The sequence below is a fragment of the Longimicrobium sp. genome (genome assembly GCF_048594345.1).
Lineage (GTDB): Bacteria > Gemmatimonadota > Gemmatimonadetes > Longimicrobiales > Longimicrobiaceae > Longimicrobium.
The window spans coordinates 18,315-33,982 of record NZ_JBMDXM010000247.1 but is presented as its reverse complement, the minus strand read 5'-3'; the positions used below and the strand labels follow the sequence as shown (position 1 = coordinate 33,982).

Sequence of the window (15,668 nt, the reverse complement as noted above, 5' to 3'; positions counted from 1 at the left end):
ACGCCGTCGTGGCGACGGCAGCACCAACGATCCGAGCGAAGAAACCCACGCTCATCGAAACCTTTATCCATTCCCGGGTGCTGCTGATCTACCAGAGCTTATATTACTCGTCTGTTTGCAAATGCCAGCCCAGAGAAAAGACTCGATGCGGGGTCGATCTGCACCCCCGCGCGGGGGGCGAATGACGATGGGCAGCAGGCCCGCTGGGAGGAACGACGGCGGACGATCACCCGCCATCGCTCCAGATTAAGCCACCCGCCCGAGTGTGTGCTCCTGGCCTGACGGCGGGAGTTTGCCACGGGAGAGAGAGTGGGCGGCCAAGGATACAGGGACCCGGAGAGGCAGTGGCTGCCCCTACGGATCAACGCCCGCGCCAAGCGTACTGGTGTCCCAGCGATCTTGCTCCAGCGGCAGCCCCAGCGGTGTGCCTTTAGTTGCCGCTGCCGAACATCCGCCCGCAGCACGGTGGATAGCCGTAACGGTATGCCGCGTAGTCCGGCGGCTCTCCACCGTATGGGCCGCGGCCGGGGCTGGGCAGAGCTGATCGGGAAGGCGAGATAGCCGCCGACCCAGTTACAGGGCTGGTCCGTTCACGGTCGTACGCTACATCCGCCGATTTGTCCGTGGGCATAACACTCCCGCTCCTGACAGGGGAACCAGCAGAACCGCCTCGCGGTCGACGCAACGAGCCGCCGGGCGGGAGAACTGTCTCCAAAGCTGGCGGGGCAGATAGCGGAGAAAGAACGGACAGTGCTGGCGGATTTTATTTGCCGGGGAGTGCTGGCGTGTAGTGTATGATTACACAGCCCTCACCACTCCCCCAGCCCGCCACGGAGGCGAACGAGCAACCATGCGTAAGCGACTGTCACTGAGCACCTTCGCTCTCGCCGCTCTCCTTTCGGGATGTGGCGACGCAGCGAACCCGGCGGCCGTGCCGAATGCCCCCAGCTTTGACGGCGGCTGGACAATCGGATCGGGGGGCAGGAGCGACACGACGACGACCCCACCGTCGAACCAATCAACGGCGGGGGGAACGCTTTGCGTGAGCAGCGCGGACGGCGGGGGCTGGACTATCGGGAGCGGTGGGGCGGTTCAGGGCGCGGATCCGTGCGCGGTCCGGTAGGCTGACCTTCGCCGGTAGGCCGGTCGGGCCGGCCCCCGGCTTCGGGGTCATCCACCACCTTCCGGCGGCGAGGCTTTGTCCACGCGCGCAGGCGTGCAAGCATGTCGCGCTCTATGACGGCGAGCTTGTTCGGCTGCGGGAGGGTGGCCTGCGGCGGTGCGGGCAGCCGGGCGCGGATGGCGCGGACGATCTCCGTTGCTCCGCGTTCGACGTCGAGCTGATGCCGTGTGCGGGCCGATGCGATCGCCCGCACGCCCATACCCTCCGCCAGTTCCCATTCACCGAAGAACTGCGCTCCGACAGCCAGGTGGGCCAGGGCGGCGGCGGCATACTCGCCGTGCACGGAGCTGAGGACGAGCACACGCTCCCTGCAAAGCTCGTAGGCATCCCGGTCCCCGCATCCCGCGGCCGCGCGGCCGAGCGTACCTTCGATGACCACCTGCAGGTCGCGTCGTGACACGTGCGGGCGCACCGCCTCCAGCAGCACGCGCGCCTCCTTGTACAGGTTCAGCAGCACCAGAAAGAACGCCCAGTCATGGGCGAGCCATGGCACAGCGCGATGGTGTACGGGATATTCCCGCAGCGCGGCGCGCATGTAGGGCTCCGCTTCGGCGTAGCTACCGGTTTCAACGGCGATCGTCAGCAGTTCGTGCCGTACTTCCGCCGCTTGCCTGTGCCGGCGCGTCGAAGCCGCGATACGGGCGGCATCGAAGAACTTGTCGCGAGCTTCGCTGTATCTTCCGAGTTCCCGCAGCAGCCCGCCATGCCCGATCAGGGCCCGGATTTTTTCTCGCCTGTTCTTGTGCCGAGCGGCGATCGTGTACGCACGCTCAAACCAGGCCTCAGCCCGATGGATGTGCGCCGTCCGGCGCGCTGCACGCCCTGCTTCATTGGCGGCGATCGGGTTTTCGGAGTCGATCCGACCCCAGCTCTCCGCGAACAGCAAGGCGGTTTCCTGCATTCCCCGAGCGTCCGCCCACGCGTGAACCTGCTGGCAGGCCCTGGCGAGGGAACTTCGTTGTGCAAGCCTGGGATTCAGCCTCAGCAATCCGAAGGCTCCGAATGCCTCCTCCAGTTCCGGCGTCTTGCTGACGACGTAGGCGAGTTGTTCGCGAAAAAGCGCCGCGTCCCCCGGTTCGCTTGCCCTGGACGATTGCGGCGCAGCGACCCATTCGGAAATGTCGCGGCTGGCCCGCCATAACACCCGCGCCAGGGGATCATCAATCCCGACGAGCAGCACATGCTCGGGGAGAGCATCGGGCGGCGGAACCACTGTTCTTAACCGGCGCCGACGAGGAGCCCTATCATCCATTACGATTGTATCTGGCTAGCAAAGTGCTTTCTTTTTGGGACATCAAGTTACCGGCGATAAGATAGTCCGCGCGGCAGAATACGGATATAGCGGACGCTTCTGGCGGAAAAGGATTCTCAGTAACGTGTAACACCGATGTCGGATCAGGCTCCCGATCCGTGTAGCAACCTTCCGTAGTCCGGCGGCGCATCCATTTGCTTCTCCGAGCGCTCGGCACATCCTCGGGTCCCGTATCGGCGGGTAGAGTCGCCATCACGTGCACGAGGCAATCGCCAACTCGGTTTCCGCCGTGTATGTTGTGCGCACGTTGTGGAGTGCCCCCGACCACCCACTTACGAAAGCATCCGCATGTCCGTTGCCGAAGCATCCACCTCTCCATCGCTCAAGCAGCTTGCCCTGGGCGACCTGAACCACGAGCTGAACACCACGCGCAAGCTGCTGGAGCGTGTTCCCGAGGCGCACCTGGACTGGAAGCCGCACGAAAAGTCCATGACGCTGGGCGGGCTGGCGCTGCACCTGGCCACCATCCCGTACTGGCTTATCCGGGTGCTGGGCGCCGACCACTTTGACATCGCGACCGTCACGCGCAACCCGCCGCCCGGCAGCGTGCAGGAGATCCTGGACGCGTTCGAGGAGCGGGTGGCGGCGATGCGGCAGGCGCTGGACGCCACGGACGACGCGGCGCTTACGCAGCCGTGGCAGCTGCGCCGCGGCGAGCAGGTGCTGCAGACCATGCCGCGGGTGGCGGTGATCCGCGCGATGGGCATCAACCACATGGTGCACCACCGCGCGCAGCTGAGCGTATACCTGCGCCTGCTGGACGTGCCGCTTCCGCCCATGTACGGCCCCACGGCGGACGAGCAGCCCACCTTCGGCTGACGGTTGCACGCGGCGCGGGAATCCGCATCTTGATCGGCCCCGGCACCATGACGGGGCCGATCGACGTTCATCCACCGAAAAAGCGCATGACCGAACCCATCCGCGTGCTGTTCGTCTGCCTGGGCAACATCTGCCGCTCGCCGCTGGCCGAGGCGGTGTTCCGGCACCAGGTGCGCGAGCGCGGCCTCGCCGACCGCTTCGACATCGACTCGGCGGGGACCAGCGGCTACCACCGCGGCAGCCCGCCCGACGCGCGTTCCACCGATACGGCGCGGCGCCGCGGCATCGAGCTCGCCGGCCGCAGCCGCTCGGTGGTGGCCGGCGACCTGAACCGCTTTGACTACGTGATCGCGATGGACGCGGAGAACGAGGCTGCGCTGCGCGACCTGCTGCGCGCGTCCGGCGGCTCCGCGAAGGTGCACCGGCTGCGCGAGTGGGACCCGCACCCCGGCGACGGCAACGTGCCGGACCCGTACTACGGCGGCCCCAGCGGCTTCGACGACGTTCAGGACATCGTGGAGCGGGCGTCGGCGGCGTTCCTGGAGCACGTCGTTCGCGAACACGGGCTGGAGGGATGATCTCCGCCCCGCTCCGCCGCGCGCTGGAGACACGGCTGGGACCGGTGCGCGGCGCGGCGCCGGTGTCCGGCGGGTGCATCAACCACGGAATGCGGGTGGAGCTGGCGGCCGGGCCGGTGTTCGTAAAGCACAACGCCGACGCGCCGCCCGGGATGTTCGCGGCGGAGGCGCGGGGGCTGGATGCGCTCCGCGCGGCGGCGGACGGGCTCGTCGTCCCGCGCCCGATTGCGTGGGCGGAGGCGGAGGAAGGTGCGCCGGCGTGGATCGCGCTGGAGTGGCTGGAGCCCTCCCGCCGTACGCCGGACTTCGCGGAGCGGCTGGGGCGCGGGCTGGCGGCGCTTCACCGCGCGGGGCACGCGGACGGGTGGGGATGGATGGAGGACAACTTCATGGCCGGACTGCCGCAGGCGAACGGGGTGGCCGCCTGTTGGGCGGAGTTCTGGCGGGCGCGGCGGCTGGAGCCGCAGCTGGAGCTGGCGCGGCGCGGCGGGCGGATGCCGGGGAGGGCGGCGGAGTGGGACCGGCTGATGGATCGCCTTCCGGAGTTGCTGGCGCCGGCGGAGGCGGACGGCCCTTCGCTGCTGCACGGGGACCTGTGGGGCGGCAACGTGCTGGCGTCGCCGGACGGGCCCGCCCTCATCGACCCCGCCGTGTACCGCGGCCACCGCGAGGCCGACCTGGCCATGACGGAGCTGTTCGGTGGCTTTGGCGACGGCTTTCGCGCGGCGTATCGCGAGGCGTGGCCGCTGCAGCCCGGCTACCCCGTCCGGCGGGCCGTCTATCAGCTGTGGTACCTGCTGATCCACGTAAACCTCTTCGGCGGCGGCTACGGTGCCCAGGCCGCCGCCGTCCTGCGCCAGGCACTCGCCGGCTGATGGTGCGCAGTCGCGCGGACCTGCGGAGCGGGCTGCCGCGTCTGCCATCGCGATAACTGAGAGTAGATTCGGCCCGCAACCGATGACCTGGAGGCTGGCGTCAGTGTGGCTGGGCGTCGGGATGGACACGCCGCGTTTGATTCCGCTGGGCGCGAAGTGTTGACGCGTCGGATGTTTCGTTTATCATAATTTCGATTCGTTTAAATTTCTCCTGCACCTGATCGAAATGAAAACTTCCATCCTGGGTATCGCTCCCCTGATCGCCTTGTTGGCGGCGGCGCCTGCGCTGTGTGCACAGGGGGCGGCTGCGCCCGCGCCCATTTCGGACAACAGCTTTCTGATCGAAGAGGCGTACAACCAGGAATCGGGAGTGGTGCAGCACATCAGCGCGGTGGAAAGGGCCCACGCCGGGGGCGCATGGGGGTACGGGTTCACGCAGGAGTGGCCGCTGTTCGGGCTTAAGCACCAGATCAGCTACACCATTCCGGTGGTGCACCCGGGCGGCGGATTCTCCGCCGGGATCGGCGACGTGTCGGTGGACTACCGCTACCAGCTGGTCGGCGACGCGTCGTCGCGGCTGGCGGTGGCGCCGCGGCTCAGCCTGCTGCTTCCCACCGGCGACAGGGCGTCGGGGCGCGGCGGCGGGCGCACGGGCGTGGAGGGCGCGCTGCCGGTGAGCGCCGTGCTGGCGCCCGTGCTGGTGGCGCACAGCAACGCGTCGCTGGCCTGGTTTCCCGATGACGTTTCGCAGCTGAGCCTGGCGCAGAGCGTGGTCTGGCTGGCGCACCCGCGCGCTAACCTGCTGGTGGAGGCGGCGTGGGAGCGGGAAGACGTCCTGGGCCAGGTCACGGAAAGCCTGTTCGTCTCACCCGGCGTGCGCGCGGCGTTCGACGTTGGCCGCGTGCAGGTGGTCCCCGGCCTCGCCGTGCCGATGGGCGTGGGGGCGAGCAGCGGGGAGCGGATGCTGTTCCTGTACCTGAGCCTGGAGCACGCCTACCGGCGCTGAGGGTGTGAGGGTGTGAGGGTGTGAGGGTGTGAGGGTGTGAGGGTGTGAGGGTGTGAGGGTGTGAGGGGGTGATAGTGTGATCCGCAGTGCTTTCCGCGGCGGCCGGCACTCTCCCCTTGCCGCGCCCGCCGCGCGGACGCATCCTGCCCCGCCGCCGTGCGCTCGCCGCGCGCGCCATCCGCCCCACCCGCATCCGTGATCCATGAATACGGGCGAGTACCTGTCCGTCCTGGTCTCCATCATCGTGGGGCTGGGGCTCTCGCACCTGCTGAGCAGCGTGGGCAAGCTGCTCAGCCGGCGCCGGCGCGTGCGTGTCTACATGCCGTCGGTGGTGGCCGCCGTCATCGTGTTTCTGGCCCACGTGCAGTTCTGGTGGGGAAGCTTCGAGTTCGGCCGGCGGATCGAGAGCAACTTCTTTGCGTTCCTGGTCTTTCTGCTCACCCCCATCCTGCTGTACCTGATCGCGGTGCTGGTGCTGCCGGAGCTGGACCAGGACGACAGCGGCGAGGTGTCGCTGCGCGACCACTACTTCGAGGCGCGCCCCTGGTTCTTTGGCCTGACGGTCCTGATCCCCATCGTGACCGCGGTGCGCAACATCGGCTTTCAGGGCGCCGAGTTCTGGAACCAGGACCGGCCCTTCGAGCTCGCCTTCTTCCTGGTTGCCCTGGTCGGCCTGGTGACCGCCAGCGAGCGTGTGCACCGCATCCTGCCGCCGGTGATGCTCACCCTGTTCATCGCCATGGTGGTGCTCACCAGCCTGCGCCCGGGCTGAAAATCTCCCGCCCTCCCCAAAGAGGATTGGATACAGAGGAACCGAGTGGAAAAGAGAGATGCAGAGGGACGTGAATCTCCTCTGTTCCTCTGGCTTTTCCCTGTTCCTCTGTACCCCCCATCTGTTGTGGACCCCGGGCACCATGCACATGAACAGGAAGGGCGCGGAGACTGTCTCCGCGCCCTTTCTGGTTCACCTCATCGAAACGTACGGCCGTCAGCGCGTCAGCAGGGCGCGCTCTGGTTGCGGTCGCACTCGATGGTAGGCACCGGCATGAACTCGTACTTCACCGGCTGCCCAAAGCGGCGCAGGTCCGACCAGCGCAGGCCCTGCAGGTACAGCTCGTACCGGCGCTGGCGCAGGATCTCGTCGAGCATTGCCTGCTGCGTGGGCACCTGCGCCAGCGTGAGCGCCGGCAGGCACGCCACCGGCTCCGCCAGCGTCGACGTGCACGGCGTGCGCACCGCGTTCACCAGCGCCAGCGCCTCGGAAAGCCGGTTCTGGCGCGCGTGCACCTCGGCCATGATCAGCCGCATCTCGTCCGGAAAGTACACCACGTAGGTGCGAGTGTTGGTGTTGTAGCGGGCGATCTGGTCCATCCGCTGGGTTGCGCCCGGAATGGTGTCGGGAGACACCCAGTAGGCTACCCGCTGGTCACCCGCCTCGGCCTGCAGCCGGAACGACTGCTTGGCGCGCATCTGATACGCGTTGCCCGAGTTGTACCACAGGTTCCACAGCGGGTTTACGTCGCCCGTGGCAAAGCGGAACTCGGAAAGCGAGGTCAGGGGCACCCGCTGCGCCGCCGCCATCGCCGCGTCCAGGTTGCCGCCGATCAGGTTGTACCGCGCCAGCATGGCGTCGATGGTGGCCGCCAGGTTGAAGCCCGGCGCCAGGACGGTGGTGTTGAACTCCGGGGACGGAGGCGTGGTGGCCAGGTGCTGCCGCGCCTCTTCCAGCAGGCGAAGGATCTCCGTCATGGCCTCGGCGCGCGTGGCGAACGGCGCGTCGCTGGTGGTGGACTGGACCACCAGGGGAAAGCTTTCGTAGTGCTGGTACAGGTTCCCGAACGCCATGGCCTTGTACAGCTTGGCCAGCGCCAGAAGGCCGCTGGTGGTGCCCGGGCCAAAGCCCACCTGCGGAACGTTCTCGATCAGCACGTTGGCCGTGCGGATCACGTCGTACTGCCCTGACCAGGGGTCCAGCGACGGACCGTCGTCGCCCGTGATGGGGCTGCCCGCGTCCGCCCTGCGGTACGATTCAAAGGCGGTGGGGGTGGCCCCGATCTCGTTGGTCACCAGGCCGGTGACGTACACCGGGTCCGCCAGCTGGTCGCTGTACTGCGCCTGCAGCCCCACCGCCACCCGGGCCAGCGTGGCCGGGGTGACGATCACCTCCTCCTCGGGAGGCTGGTTGGGATCGGTAAAATCGAGCTCGCACGCGCTCAGCCCTCCCAGCAGCGCCAGCGCCGCCAGGACACGGGCCCCGCGACTCATCGTCATGGTTGCTCCTGTCGTTGTCATCGGCGCCCTCAGAAGTTCAGACGCACGCCGAGCGAAACCTCGCGCGCGTTGGGATAGACGGCGAAATCGACGCCCCGCTCCACCGTGTTCAGGCCGAACATGTTGATCTCGGGATCGTAGCCGCTGTAGTCCGTCCAGGTGTGCAGGTTGCGCCCCTGCAGCTCCAGCTGCACGCTCTGCGCGTTGAAGCGCCCCGTAAGGCGCGACGGCACCGACCAGCGCAGGGTAAGGTCACGCAGCTTGATGAAGCTGGCGTCTTCGACGTAGTACTCCCAGATGCTCTGCAGCCGCGCCCGCTGCGCCTGCGTGATCTCGCCGCGCAGCAGGGCGTCGTACAGCGGGCCCGCGCTGGAGACGTCCATGATGCGGCGCGTCTGGTTCCACAGCTCGTGCCCGAACTGGCCGTCCAGCAGGAACGACACGGTCACCGCCCGGCCCAGCCGGAACTCGTTGCGCAGCGAGGCCGCGTAGTCCGGCCACGGGTTGCCCACGATGTCGCGGGCCGCGGCCAGGCGCGGACCCACGGAGTCGCTGACAATGTTCCCCTGTTCGTCGCGCATGTAGGCGGGAAGGTACAGAACGCCCAGCGGCTGTCCCTCCTCCACCCGGTTGCCATAGCCCACGAAGTACGCCGGGATCTCCAGCTTCTCGACCTTGTTGCGGTTGCGCGAGTAGATGATCGTGGACGACCAGCCAAAGCGCTCGCCCTGCAGGTTCACCGTCTCCAGCTGCAGCTCCACGCCGCGGTTGCTCAGCTCGCCCACGTTCTCCAGCACCGTGGCCACGCCGGCGCTGGGCGCGAACGGGCGGGGAAGCAGCAGGTCGCGCGTGTACTTTTCGTACCAGGTGGCGCTCAGGCCGATGCGGTCGTCCCACAGGGACAGGTCGGCCCCCAGCTCAACCTCGCGCTGGCGCTCAGGCGCAAGGTCGGCGTTCCCCGCCTGCGACAGGGGAATCAGGCCCAGCCGGTCGATGTTCACCGACGACCCGAAGCGGCTCGCGCGCGCGTACGCCGCGTTCAGCGGCGGCTGGTTGCCCGCGTAGCCCAGCGCGGCGCGCAGGCGCAGCTCGTTCACCGTGCCGCCCACGCCGGAGTTGCGGAAGAACGGCTCTTCGGACAGCACGTAGCTCACGCTGGCCTTGGGGTAGAACTGCCAGCGCTCGTCGTCGCCAAAGGTGGACGAGGCGTCCCACCGCATGGCGCCCGTCAGGAACAGGCGCTCCCGCCACGCCGCCTGCTGCTGGCCAAAGAAGCCCAGCGTGGCCAGCTCCGTCTTGGATTCCGTGGCAAACTGCACCGCGCCACGCACCAGCCGCGACCCCGGAATGATGTCCTGCGCGCTGGCGTTCAGCTGGTCCACCCGCTGGTAGGTGTGGTTCATCCCCAGCGAACTGGTCATCTGCAGGTCGCTCACCGGACGCCACAGGAAGTTGCCTACCAGGTCGTTGTTGATCAGCCGGTTGCCGCGGTTGGCCGACACCGCCCGCCCCTGTGCCGCCACGCTGGGGGTGGGGGGGATGAACTGCTGCGTCTCCATTCGGTACGAATCGTAGCCCAGCCGGTACTCCAGGGTCAGGTCCGTGATCGGGTTGGCCCGCGCCTGGAACGACCCCACGAAGCGATCCACGATCTGTTCCAGGTCCCAGTTCTCCACCACCGTGAGCGGGTTCACGAAGGGGCCGGCGTTGTTCCGGTACGCGCCCGTCTCGGGGTTGATGGCCGTCAGGTCGACCGTGGTGGGGGTGAACACGATGGCCGTGAGCAGCCCGCCCTCGCCCTGCTCGCCGCTGATGATGAGGTCGGTGTTGCTGCGCACGAAGTTCACGCCCGCCCCCACGCTGAAGCGGTCGCCGAACTCCTGGTCCAGGTTCAGGCGCAGGTTCACCTTGTCGTGCGCCGACCCCAGCATGATGCCTTCCTGCTCGACGTAGTTGGCCGACAGGAAGTAGCGCGTGGCCTGCACGCCGCCCGACACGTTCAGGTGCAGGTCGCGCGAGGTGCCCTCGCGAAAGAGCAGGTCCTGGTGGTCGTAGCGCACCGCCGCGGTGCCGTCGGGGTTAACCGGCGTGAGCGCGAAGTCGATGCGGTTCTCCAGGTCGCTGCGGCCCACGCGGCTGCTGACGTTGAACACCGGGCGGCCGGCCTGCCCGCGCCTGGTGAAGATCTGCACCACGCCGTTGTTGGCGCGCGAGCCGTACAGCGCCGCGGCCGCCGCGCCCTTCAGGATCTCGATGCGCTCGATGTCGGCCGGATCAAGGTCCGCCAGCCGGTTCACCGGGTTGGAGCGGTAGCCGACGTTGATCTGCTCGTCGGCGTTGTTGTCGATGATCACCCCGTCCACGATGTACAGCGGCTCGGCCCCGCCCGTGATGGAGCTGGTGCCGCGCAGGCGGATGGACACGCCGCCGCCCGGGGTGCCGGTGTTGCTGGTGATCACCGCGCCGGCCACCTTGCCCTGCAGCGCCTGGTCGATGGTGAGCGCCTGCGACTGGCTGATGTCGGTCGCGTCCACCGTGGCCACGCTGTTGCCCAGCGCGCGCCGCGAGGTGGGCGCCGCCGTGCCGGTGACGATCATCTCGTCCAGCAGCACCGCGCCCTCGGCCAGGCGAATGGCGGGCACCTGCACCGACGCGTTCCCGGCCAGCGCCACCTGGACACTGCCCGACTGGCGGCCCAGCAGGGTCGCCACCAGGGTGTAGCTGCCCGGGGAGACGCGCGCCTGCAGGGTGTACACGCCGTTGGCGTCGGTTACCGTGCTGATGGTGGTGCCGCGGATGGCCACGCGCACGGCGGCCAGCGGCGCCTGGTCGGCGGCCGAGATCACGGTGCCGCGGATGGAATACGTTTCCTGCGCGGCGGCGCGCGACGGCAGCGCGCCACACAGCAGCAGAAGGGTCGCGCCGAGCCACCGGCGCAGACGGGATGGGCGCATCAAGGGGTCCTCCGGGGAGAGTTGTGAAGTGTACGCGCCGGCCCCGGAACAGCATGGCTTCCGGGGAGGTGGCTCTGGAACCGCCGATTGCAAGATCAGGTCGGCCGTGACGCGTAGTTGGATGTGCCGTAGCGTTGCCGTTTCAATAGCAGCCGCGCGGGTTCCGCGCAAGAGTTCGTTTCCCGGAAATTCGGTATATTCCGGGTGTTCGGGACGCCGCGTTCACTTCGTGGCGGGAGGGGATGCGGACACTGCGGAAGGGTGTCCTGTTTCGCGGTCGGCGCCCGCCGTTCGGGTCCGGGCGAAGGGAAACAGAGGGTGACAAACAGCCCCGCCGCGCGGGGGTGCGTGACGGGGCTGGATCGTGTCGACCGAAGCGCGCCGGCCGATCAGCCGCGCAGGGGGCGGGCGGCCAGGATGCCGGTGGCGTTGCGCAGGCCGTTCACGTAGTCGGCCACGGTGCCGGGGCTCACCTGCACCACGCCGCCGGAAAGCGGGGCGTGCAGCACCCGCATCACCCCGTCGGGGCTTTGGTACGCAAGGCCGGTGTGCGTCACGTCCAGGCCGGCGATACCGGTCCCGAACGCCAGCACGTCGCCGGTCTGCAGCCGCTCCGTGATCCGCGGGATGCGGTCTTTGGGGATCAGGTTGCGCGGCCCCAGCCCACGTTCGTGCTCCGCGATCGCGGCGTGCGCGTCGTCATGGCGCAACGCGGGATAACTGGCGCGGTGCTCGGACATGAAGCGCAGCGGCCGCTCGTCGCGCTCGGCGCCCAGTTCCGGGCCTAGGTCGCGCAGCAGGCCGCGCCGCTCGCCGTCCGCGATCCACTCGCTAAAGTAGTGCAGCCGCGACGTGTATCCGCGCCGCGCGCCGCCGCGGTAGCGCATCCGTTCCACCTCGCGGGCAAAGCGGTCCCATCCCGCGTCCGGCCCCGCCCCCGCCGTCCGGGCGATCGCCAGCGCAGACTCCACCAGCGTCACGCAGTCGAAGCGGTCCAGGTGCAGCGTCAGCGGCTCGGCGTCCGGCGATCCGCCGTCCAGCAGGTACTGCTCCAGCGTGCCCGCCGCGTACGGCGTTCCCAGCGCCAGCTCGCCCACGCGCGCCACGGCGCGGCCCAACGGCGCGGCGTCCGCCAGCCCCTCCGCCCGCAAGGTGCGCAGCCACCCGGCCAGCCGTTCGCGGTCGTCCTGGCCCGGCGCGCCGAATCCATCCGCCGAAAGGGGGAACGGCAGCAGCAGCGCCGCGGCACCCGCCGCCGCGCGCGCCACGAACGCCCTCCGGGTGCATCCACGTGCGTCCATCACATCCATCTCCTCGGGTCCCGCGTCATCCGTCGGCATGGCCGCACCGTACACCCGCCGCCGCGGACAGGTCCTGACCGCCGACTCCGCGAGCCGTGAGTCCGTCATCCTGAGCGAGCGCCACACGGAACCTCGACCCACACAACCGCTTGCACGCGACCGAAGGACCTTCTCTCCGCTCGCGCGAGGCAGGCTCATCCGCCGGGATTCAGCCCCGCGGTTTCGCCGGCAAGACCCTTCAGTCGCCGCCAGGGATCCTGCCAGGGCAAGATCTGCGCGGCGGCCCCCTCACCTCAGGCTCAGCGGTCTTGGCAAACCCCTTCCGAGATCAGTCATCCTGAGGGAAGGCGCCGCTCCGCGAACCACTTTCACGCAAAGGCTTTGGCGCCGACCGAAGGACCTTGTGCGCCTGACTGAGGGACTTGAACGGCTCCCGATGGCTGGACCTGGCGCGACCCGACAAAGATCCTTCGGTCACGCGCAAGCATCTGTGGCCATGAGCGTTACGGAGGTGCGCCCCCTCAGGATGACACCGTGCCTCGTTGGGAGCAGGTGAGGTTGGGCAACATCCTCTCGGGATGACTGAGCTTCGCGGCCATAGCCCCAACGGATCGAGCGCTCTCCGGATCGACAGCCGAACTCACATCCCGAACGGCCCCTCGCCCGGCTCGCCGATGCTGCCGGAGTCCAGCACGGCGCGCAGCAGGTCATCCAGCAGCGACAGGCGCTCGCGCTCCTTGCGTGTTTCCAGCAGCTCCTGCTGCCAGCCAGGGTCGATGCGGATGGCCTGCGCGATCTGAAAGCCCGTCTCGGCGTACGGATCGATCTCGGGAAAGGGCTGCTTGTAGCGCACCACCTCTTCCAGCACCCGGTAGAACAGGTCGATGGAGCGGCGGCGCCGCGGCACCAGTCCGCGCTTGTCTTCCTTTTCGTCGTCGTACGGGGCGGCCAGCGCCTCCCAGTACGCGGCGCCGCTCTCGATGCCGTCCTCGATGCGAAAGCGGTCCAGGCCGCGGCAAAGGATGAGCGAGCGGCCGTCGGGGAGGGGCTGGTACTTGAGGATGCGGGCCACGCACCCCACCCCGCCGTTCTCCGTGCTGAACGGGCCGTGGCGGTCGGGGTCGTGGTAAACCAGGCCAAACTGCTCGTTTCCCTCTACGCAGTGCGCCACCATCTGCCGGTACCGCGGCTCAAAGATGTGCAGCGGCATCGGCGCGCCCGGAAAAAGGACCGCGGGGATGGGAAAGAGCGGAAGGCGCATTCAGGCCGGGGGCGGGGGATGGAGTGCTCCTGCGAAAGTGCCGCATCCGGAGCGCCACCGCAAGCGGCCCTTACGTTCACTTGCATCCACCTTCAGAAAGAACACGCGAACCTCACCCGGCGTTGACGGAGTCCACGCTTCGTCCGTGCACGGCGGATCTCTTTCCTCCGCAATCGCCCCACGCGGTTGCGGGGCGCCGGACGGGTGCGGCGCCAGCGTCAAAGGAACGAATGGCGGCAGCTGGCCGGCTGATCAATCTCCGTCGGGAAGACGACGCCAGCGCGCCGCCGTCACCCACGCGGGCCCCTGGAGCTTGCCGCCGGGAAGCGGCATCCGCAGTTCCCACGTCCCGGGCTGAAAGGCAGGCGTGTCGACGAGGTACTCCGTGGGTCCGGGATCGGCGCCCGTATCCAGCCGCAGGTTCAGCCGCAGCCGCATCACCTGGCCGCCACGCGTGAGCACCACTTCGTCGATGTGCACGCGGCAGTCGCCCCGCCCCCACCAGTACAGCGCGTGCGCCCCCGGCGGCACGTGCGGGCGCCAGCGGCCGTCGGTGCGGTGCTCCACCCGGTGCCGCTGGTCCGACGAGTCCGGCCGTTCGGGAGTGTAGGTGTAGCCGTCCAGCTCACGCGGGTGGATAAGCGCGCCCTGCTCGTCACGCACCAGCAGCGCCACGCTGCTGGGCCAGCAGTGCTGCGCCGCCGCCGGCCGCGCGAGCGCCGCGGAAGCAAGGAGGATCGTGAGAAGCGCGGCAGCGTGGAGCAGGCGGAACCGGCGTGGCATCGCACACTCTCCGGGCAGGGGCGCGGGACGCTGGATGTGCCGCCGCGGGCCATCGATCGAACAGCTCGTCCACCCTGAAGCGCCAGCCGGGCACGGCGGGCTCCGCGTGGGCGATGTCGCCGCGGCGGTATACCGTCGCGTGCCCCGGATGGTTCGAGTGGCAGGCGCGGATCAGGGTTTCGCGCAGCACGTCCACGTCCCACACCACCTGCGTACCCGCCGCGAAGTAGTCCGCCCGCTTCGCCGCCATCCGCTGCTCCGCCTCGTCGCCGTGATCGATTTCGTCCCGCACCTCCACGGCAAACACGGGCGCTACACGAAGATAGCCGCCATCTGAATCCGGTCCCGTGTACCAGCTTACATCTGGACAGATGGCCTGCCGGTTGGGAAGGTCGAGGATATATGCCAGCCGTGAACCGAAAACGCGTCCTCCACCGTGCTGCCGTTTATACTGGTGAAGGCTGATGAGGATGTTGCCGGCGGCGTTCGCCGTCAGGCCACCAGACGGGCCGATGACCAGCATCTCACCGTTGACGATCTCCGCCTTGTGCTTCGTCCGGCGCAGATCGTCGATGGTCGCGGGGCGGCCGTGCGGGACGACCTTGATCTCCCCCGGCTCCCAGAGCCAGTTGTCGTCCTCGATCACCTCCAGCACCGACACCTCGCCGGTGTCCATCACCGGAACAGCTCGTCCACCTGGAACCGCCAGCCGGGCACCGCAGGCTCGGCATCGGCGACCTCGCCGCGGTGGAAGACGACCGGGTTCTCGGGATCGTGGGCGTGATACGCACGAATCCAGCCCTCACGCAGCACGTCCACATCCCACACAACCTGCGCTCCCGCGGCGAAATAGAGGCTGCGTTTCAGCTTCATCTCGCGTTCTGCGGTAAGGCCATAGTCTCCGGCACTGCGGACCTCGACGGCGAGGGCCGGCGCGCCATATACGACCTCGTGGTCAGTCACCTCGCCCACGAACCACGCAACGTCGGGAAGGAACGCCTGCGTACGTGGGGTCTGAAGCACAAACCTGACGCCTTCGCTGATCGCATGTCCACCACCTCGGCTCTGCGCGTGGATATACAGGCTGAGACGAATGCGGAACGCAGCATTCCCAGGTCCGAACTGGGTTCCGGTCACGGGGACGATCTTCCCGTCGATGAGCTCGGCAGGGGCTTCGTATTCCCAGAGATCCTCAAGCGTCGCCTCACGGTCCAGGGGTGCGATGTTCATCGATGCTCCTGTTGGGTTGGCGTGAGGTGTCATTTGGCGGCGACCCTTTGACGCGCGCCCAGTAAGGTAACAGAGTGAACAGCCAGAGCGGAAGA

At 68.3% G+C, this 15,668-nt stretch carries 13 protein-coding genes; 5 read left to right on the top strand and 8 right to left on the bottom strand.

Annotated features, from left to right (window positions below; genetic code table 11):
• Positions 1–1,070: 1,070 nt before the first annotated feature.
• Entirely contained in the window at positions 1,071–2,396 is a 1,326-nt protein-coding gene (locus ACOJUJ_RS26265; protein WP_420129898.1) for a hypothetical protein, read from the bottom strand.
• A 387-nt stretch (positions 2,397–2,783) separates the two neighbouring features.
• Here ACOJUJ_RS26265 and ACOJUJ_RS26260 point away from each other — a divergent pair, with 387 nt between their 5' ends.
• From ACOJUJ_RS26260 to ACOJUJ_RS26240, 5 genes are all read left to right on the top strand, one after another.
• A complete protein-coding gene (locus ACOJUJ_RS26260; protein WP_420129897.1) occupies positions 2,784–3,314 on the top strand; it encodes a DinB family protein in 531 nt (176 codons plus the stop codon).
• A gap of 86 nt (positions 3,315–3,400) precedes the next feature.
• Entirely contained in the window at positions 3,401–3,892 is a 492-nt protein-coding gene (locus ACOJUJ_RS26255) for a low molecular weight protein-tyrosine-phosphatase (protein WP_420129896.1), read from the top strand.
• Positions 3,889–4,767, top strand: coding sequence for a fructosamine kinase family protein (locus ACOJUJ_RS26250; RefSeq protein ID WP_420129895.1), 879 nt, complete (start codon positions 3,889–3,891; stop codon positions 4,765–4,767). The genes ACOJUJ_RS26255 and ACOJUJ_RS26250 overlap by 4 nt, the downstream gene beginning before the upstream one ends.
• Positions 4,768–4,993: 226 nt before the next feature.
• Positions 4,994–5,773, top strand: a complete 780-nt coding sequence (locus tag ACOJUJ_RS26245; protein WP_420129894.1) for a transporter — start codon at positions 4,994–4,996, stop codon at positions 5,771–5,773.
• 202 nt (positions 5,774–5,975) lie between these two features.
• Complete coding sequence (locus tag ACOJUJ_RS26240) at positions 5,976–6,545, top strand: hypothetical protein (protein ID WP_420129893.1); 570 nt, start codon at positions 5,976–5,978, stop codon at positions 6,543–6,545.
• A gap of 224 nt (positions 6,546–6,769) precedes the next feature.
• Here ACOJUJ_RS26240 and ACOJUJ_RS26235 read toward each other — a convergent pair whose 3' ends face one another.
• The 7 genes from ACOJUJ_RS26235 to ACOJUJ_RS26205 all read right to left on the bottom strand — a co-directional run bounded on the left by ACOJUJ_RS26235 (position 6,770) and on the right by ACOJUJ_RS26205 (position 15,573).
• Positions 6,770–8,044: a RagB/SusD family nutrient uptake outer membrane protein gene (locus ACOJUJ_RS26235; RefSeq protein WP_420129892.1), complete on the bottom strand. Its 1,275-nt coding sequence runs from the start codon at positions 8,042–8,044 to the stop codon at positions 6,770–6,772.
• 29 nt (positions 8,045–8,073) lie between these two features.
• Complete coding sequence (locus ACOJUJ_RS26230; protein WP_420129891.1) at positions 8,074–10,998, bottom strand: TonB-dependent receptor domain-containing protein; 2,925 nt, start codon at positions 10,996–10,998, stop codon at positions 8,074–8,076.
• 389 nt (positions 10,999–11,387) lie between these two features.
• Positions 11,388–12,299: an N-acetylmuramoyl-L-alanine amidase-like domain-containing protein gene (locus ACOJUJ_RS26225; protein WP_420129890.1), complete on the bottom strand. Its 912-nt coding sequence runs from the start codon at positions 12,297–12,299 to the stop codon at positions 11,388–11,390.
• A gap of 640 nt (positions 12,300–12,939) precedes the next feature.
• Entirely contained in the window at positions 12,940–13,560 is a 621-nt protein-coding gene (locus tag ACOJUJ_RS26220; RefSeq protein WP_420129889.1) for an LON peptidase substrate-binding domain-containing protein, read from the bottom strand.
• A 252-nt stretch (positions 13,561–13,812) separates the two neighbouring features.
• Complete coding sequence (locus tag ACOJUJ_RS26215) at positions 13,813–14,235, bottom strand: hypothetical protein (RefSeq protein WP_420129888.1); 423 nt, start codon at positions 14,233–14,235, stop codon at positions 13,813–13,815.
• Positions 14,216–15,019, bottom strand: coding sequence for a Uma2 family endonuclease (locus tag ACOJUJ_RS26210; RefSeq protein WP_420129887.1), 804 nt, complete (start codon positions 15,017–15,019; stop codon positions 14,216–14,218). The genes ACOJUJ_RS26215 and ACOJUJ_RS26210 overlap by 20 nt, the downstream gene beginning before the upstream one ends.
• Positions 15,019–15,573 (bottom strand): Uma2 family endonuclease, encoded by a 555-nt coding sequence (locus tag ACOJUJ_RS26205; protein ID WP_420129886.1) that lies wholly within the window; start codon positions 15,571–15,573, stop codon positions 15,019–15,021. The genes ACOJUJ_RS26210 and ACOJUJ_RS26205 overlap by 1 nt, the downstream gene beginning before the upstream one ends.
• Between the last annotated feature and the right edge of the window lie 95 nt (positions 15,574–15,668).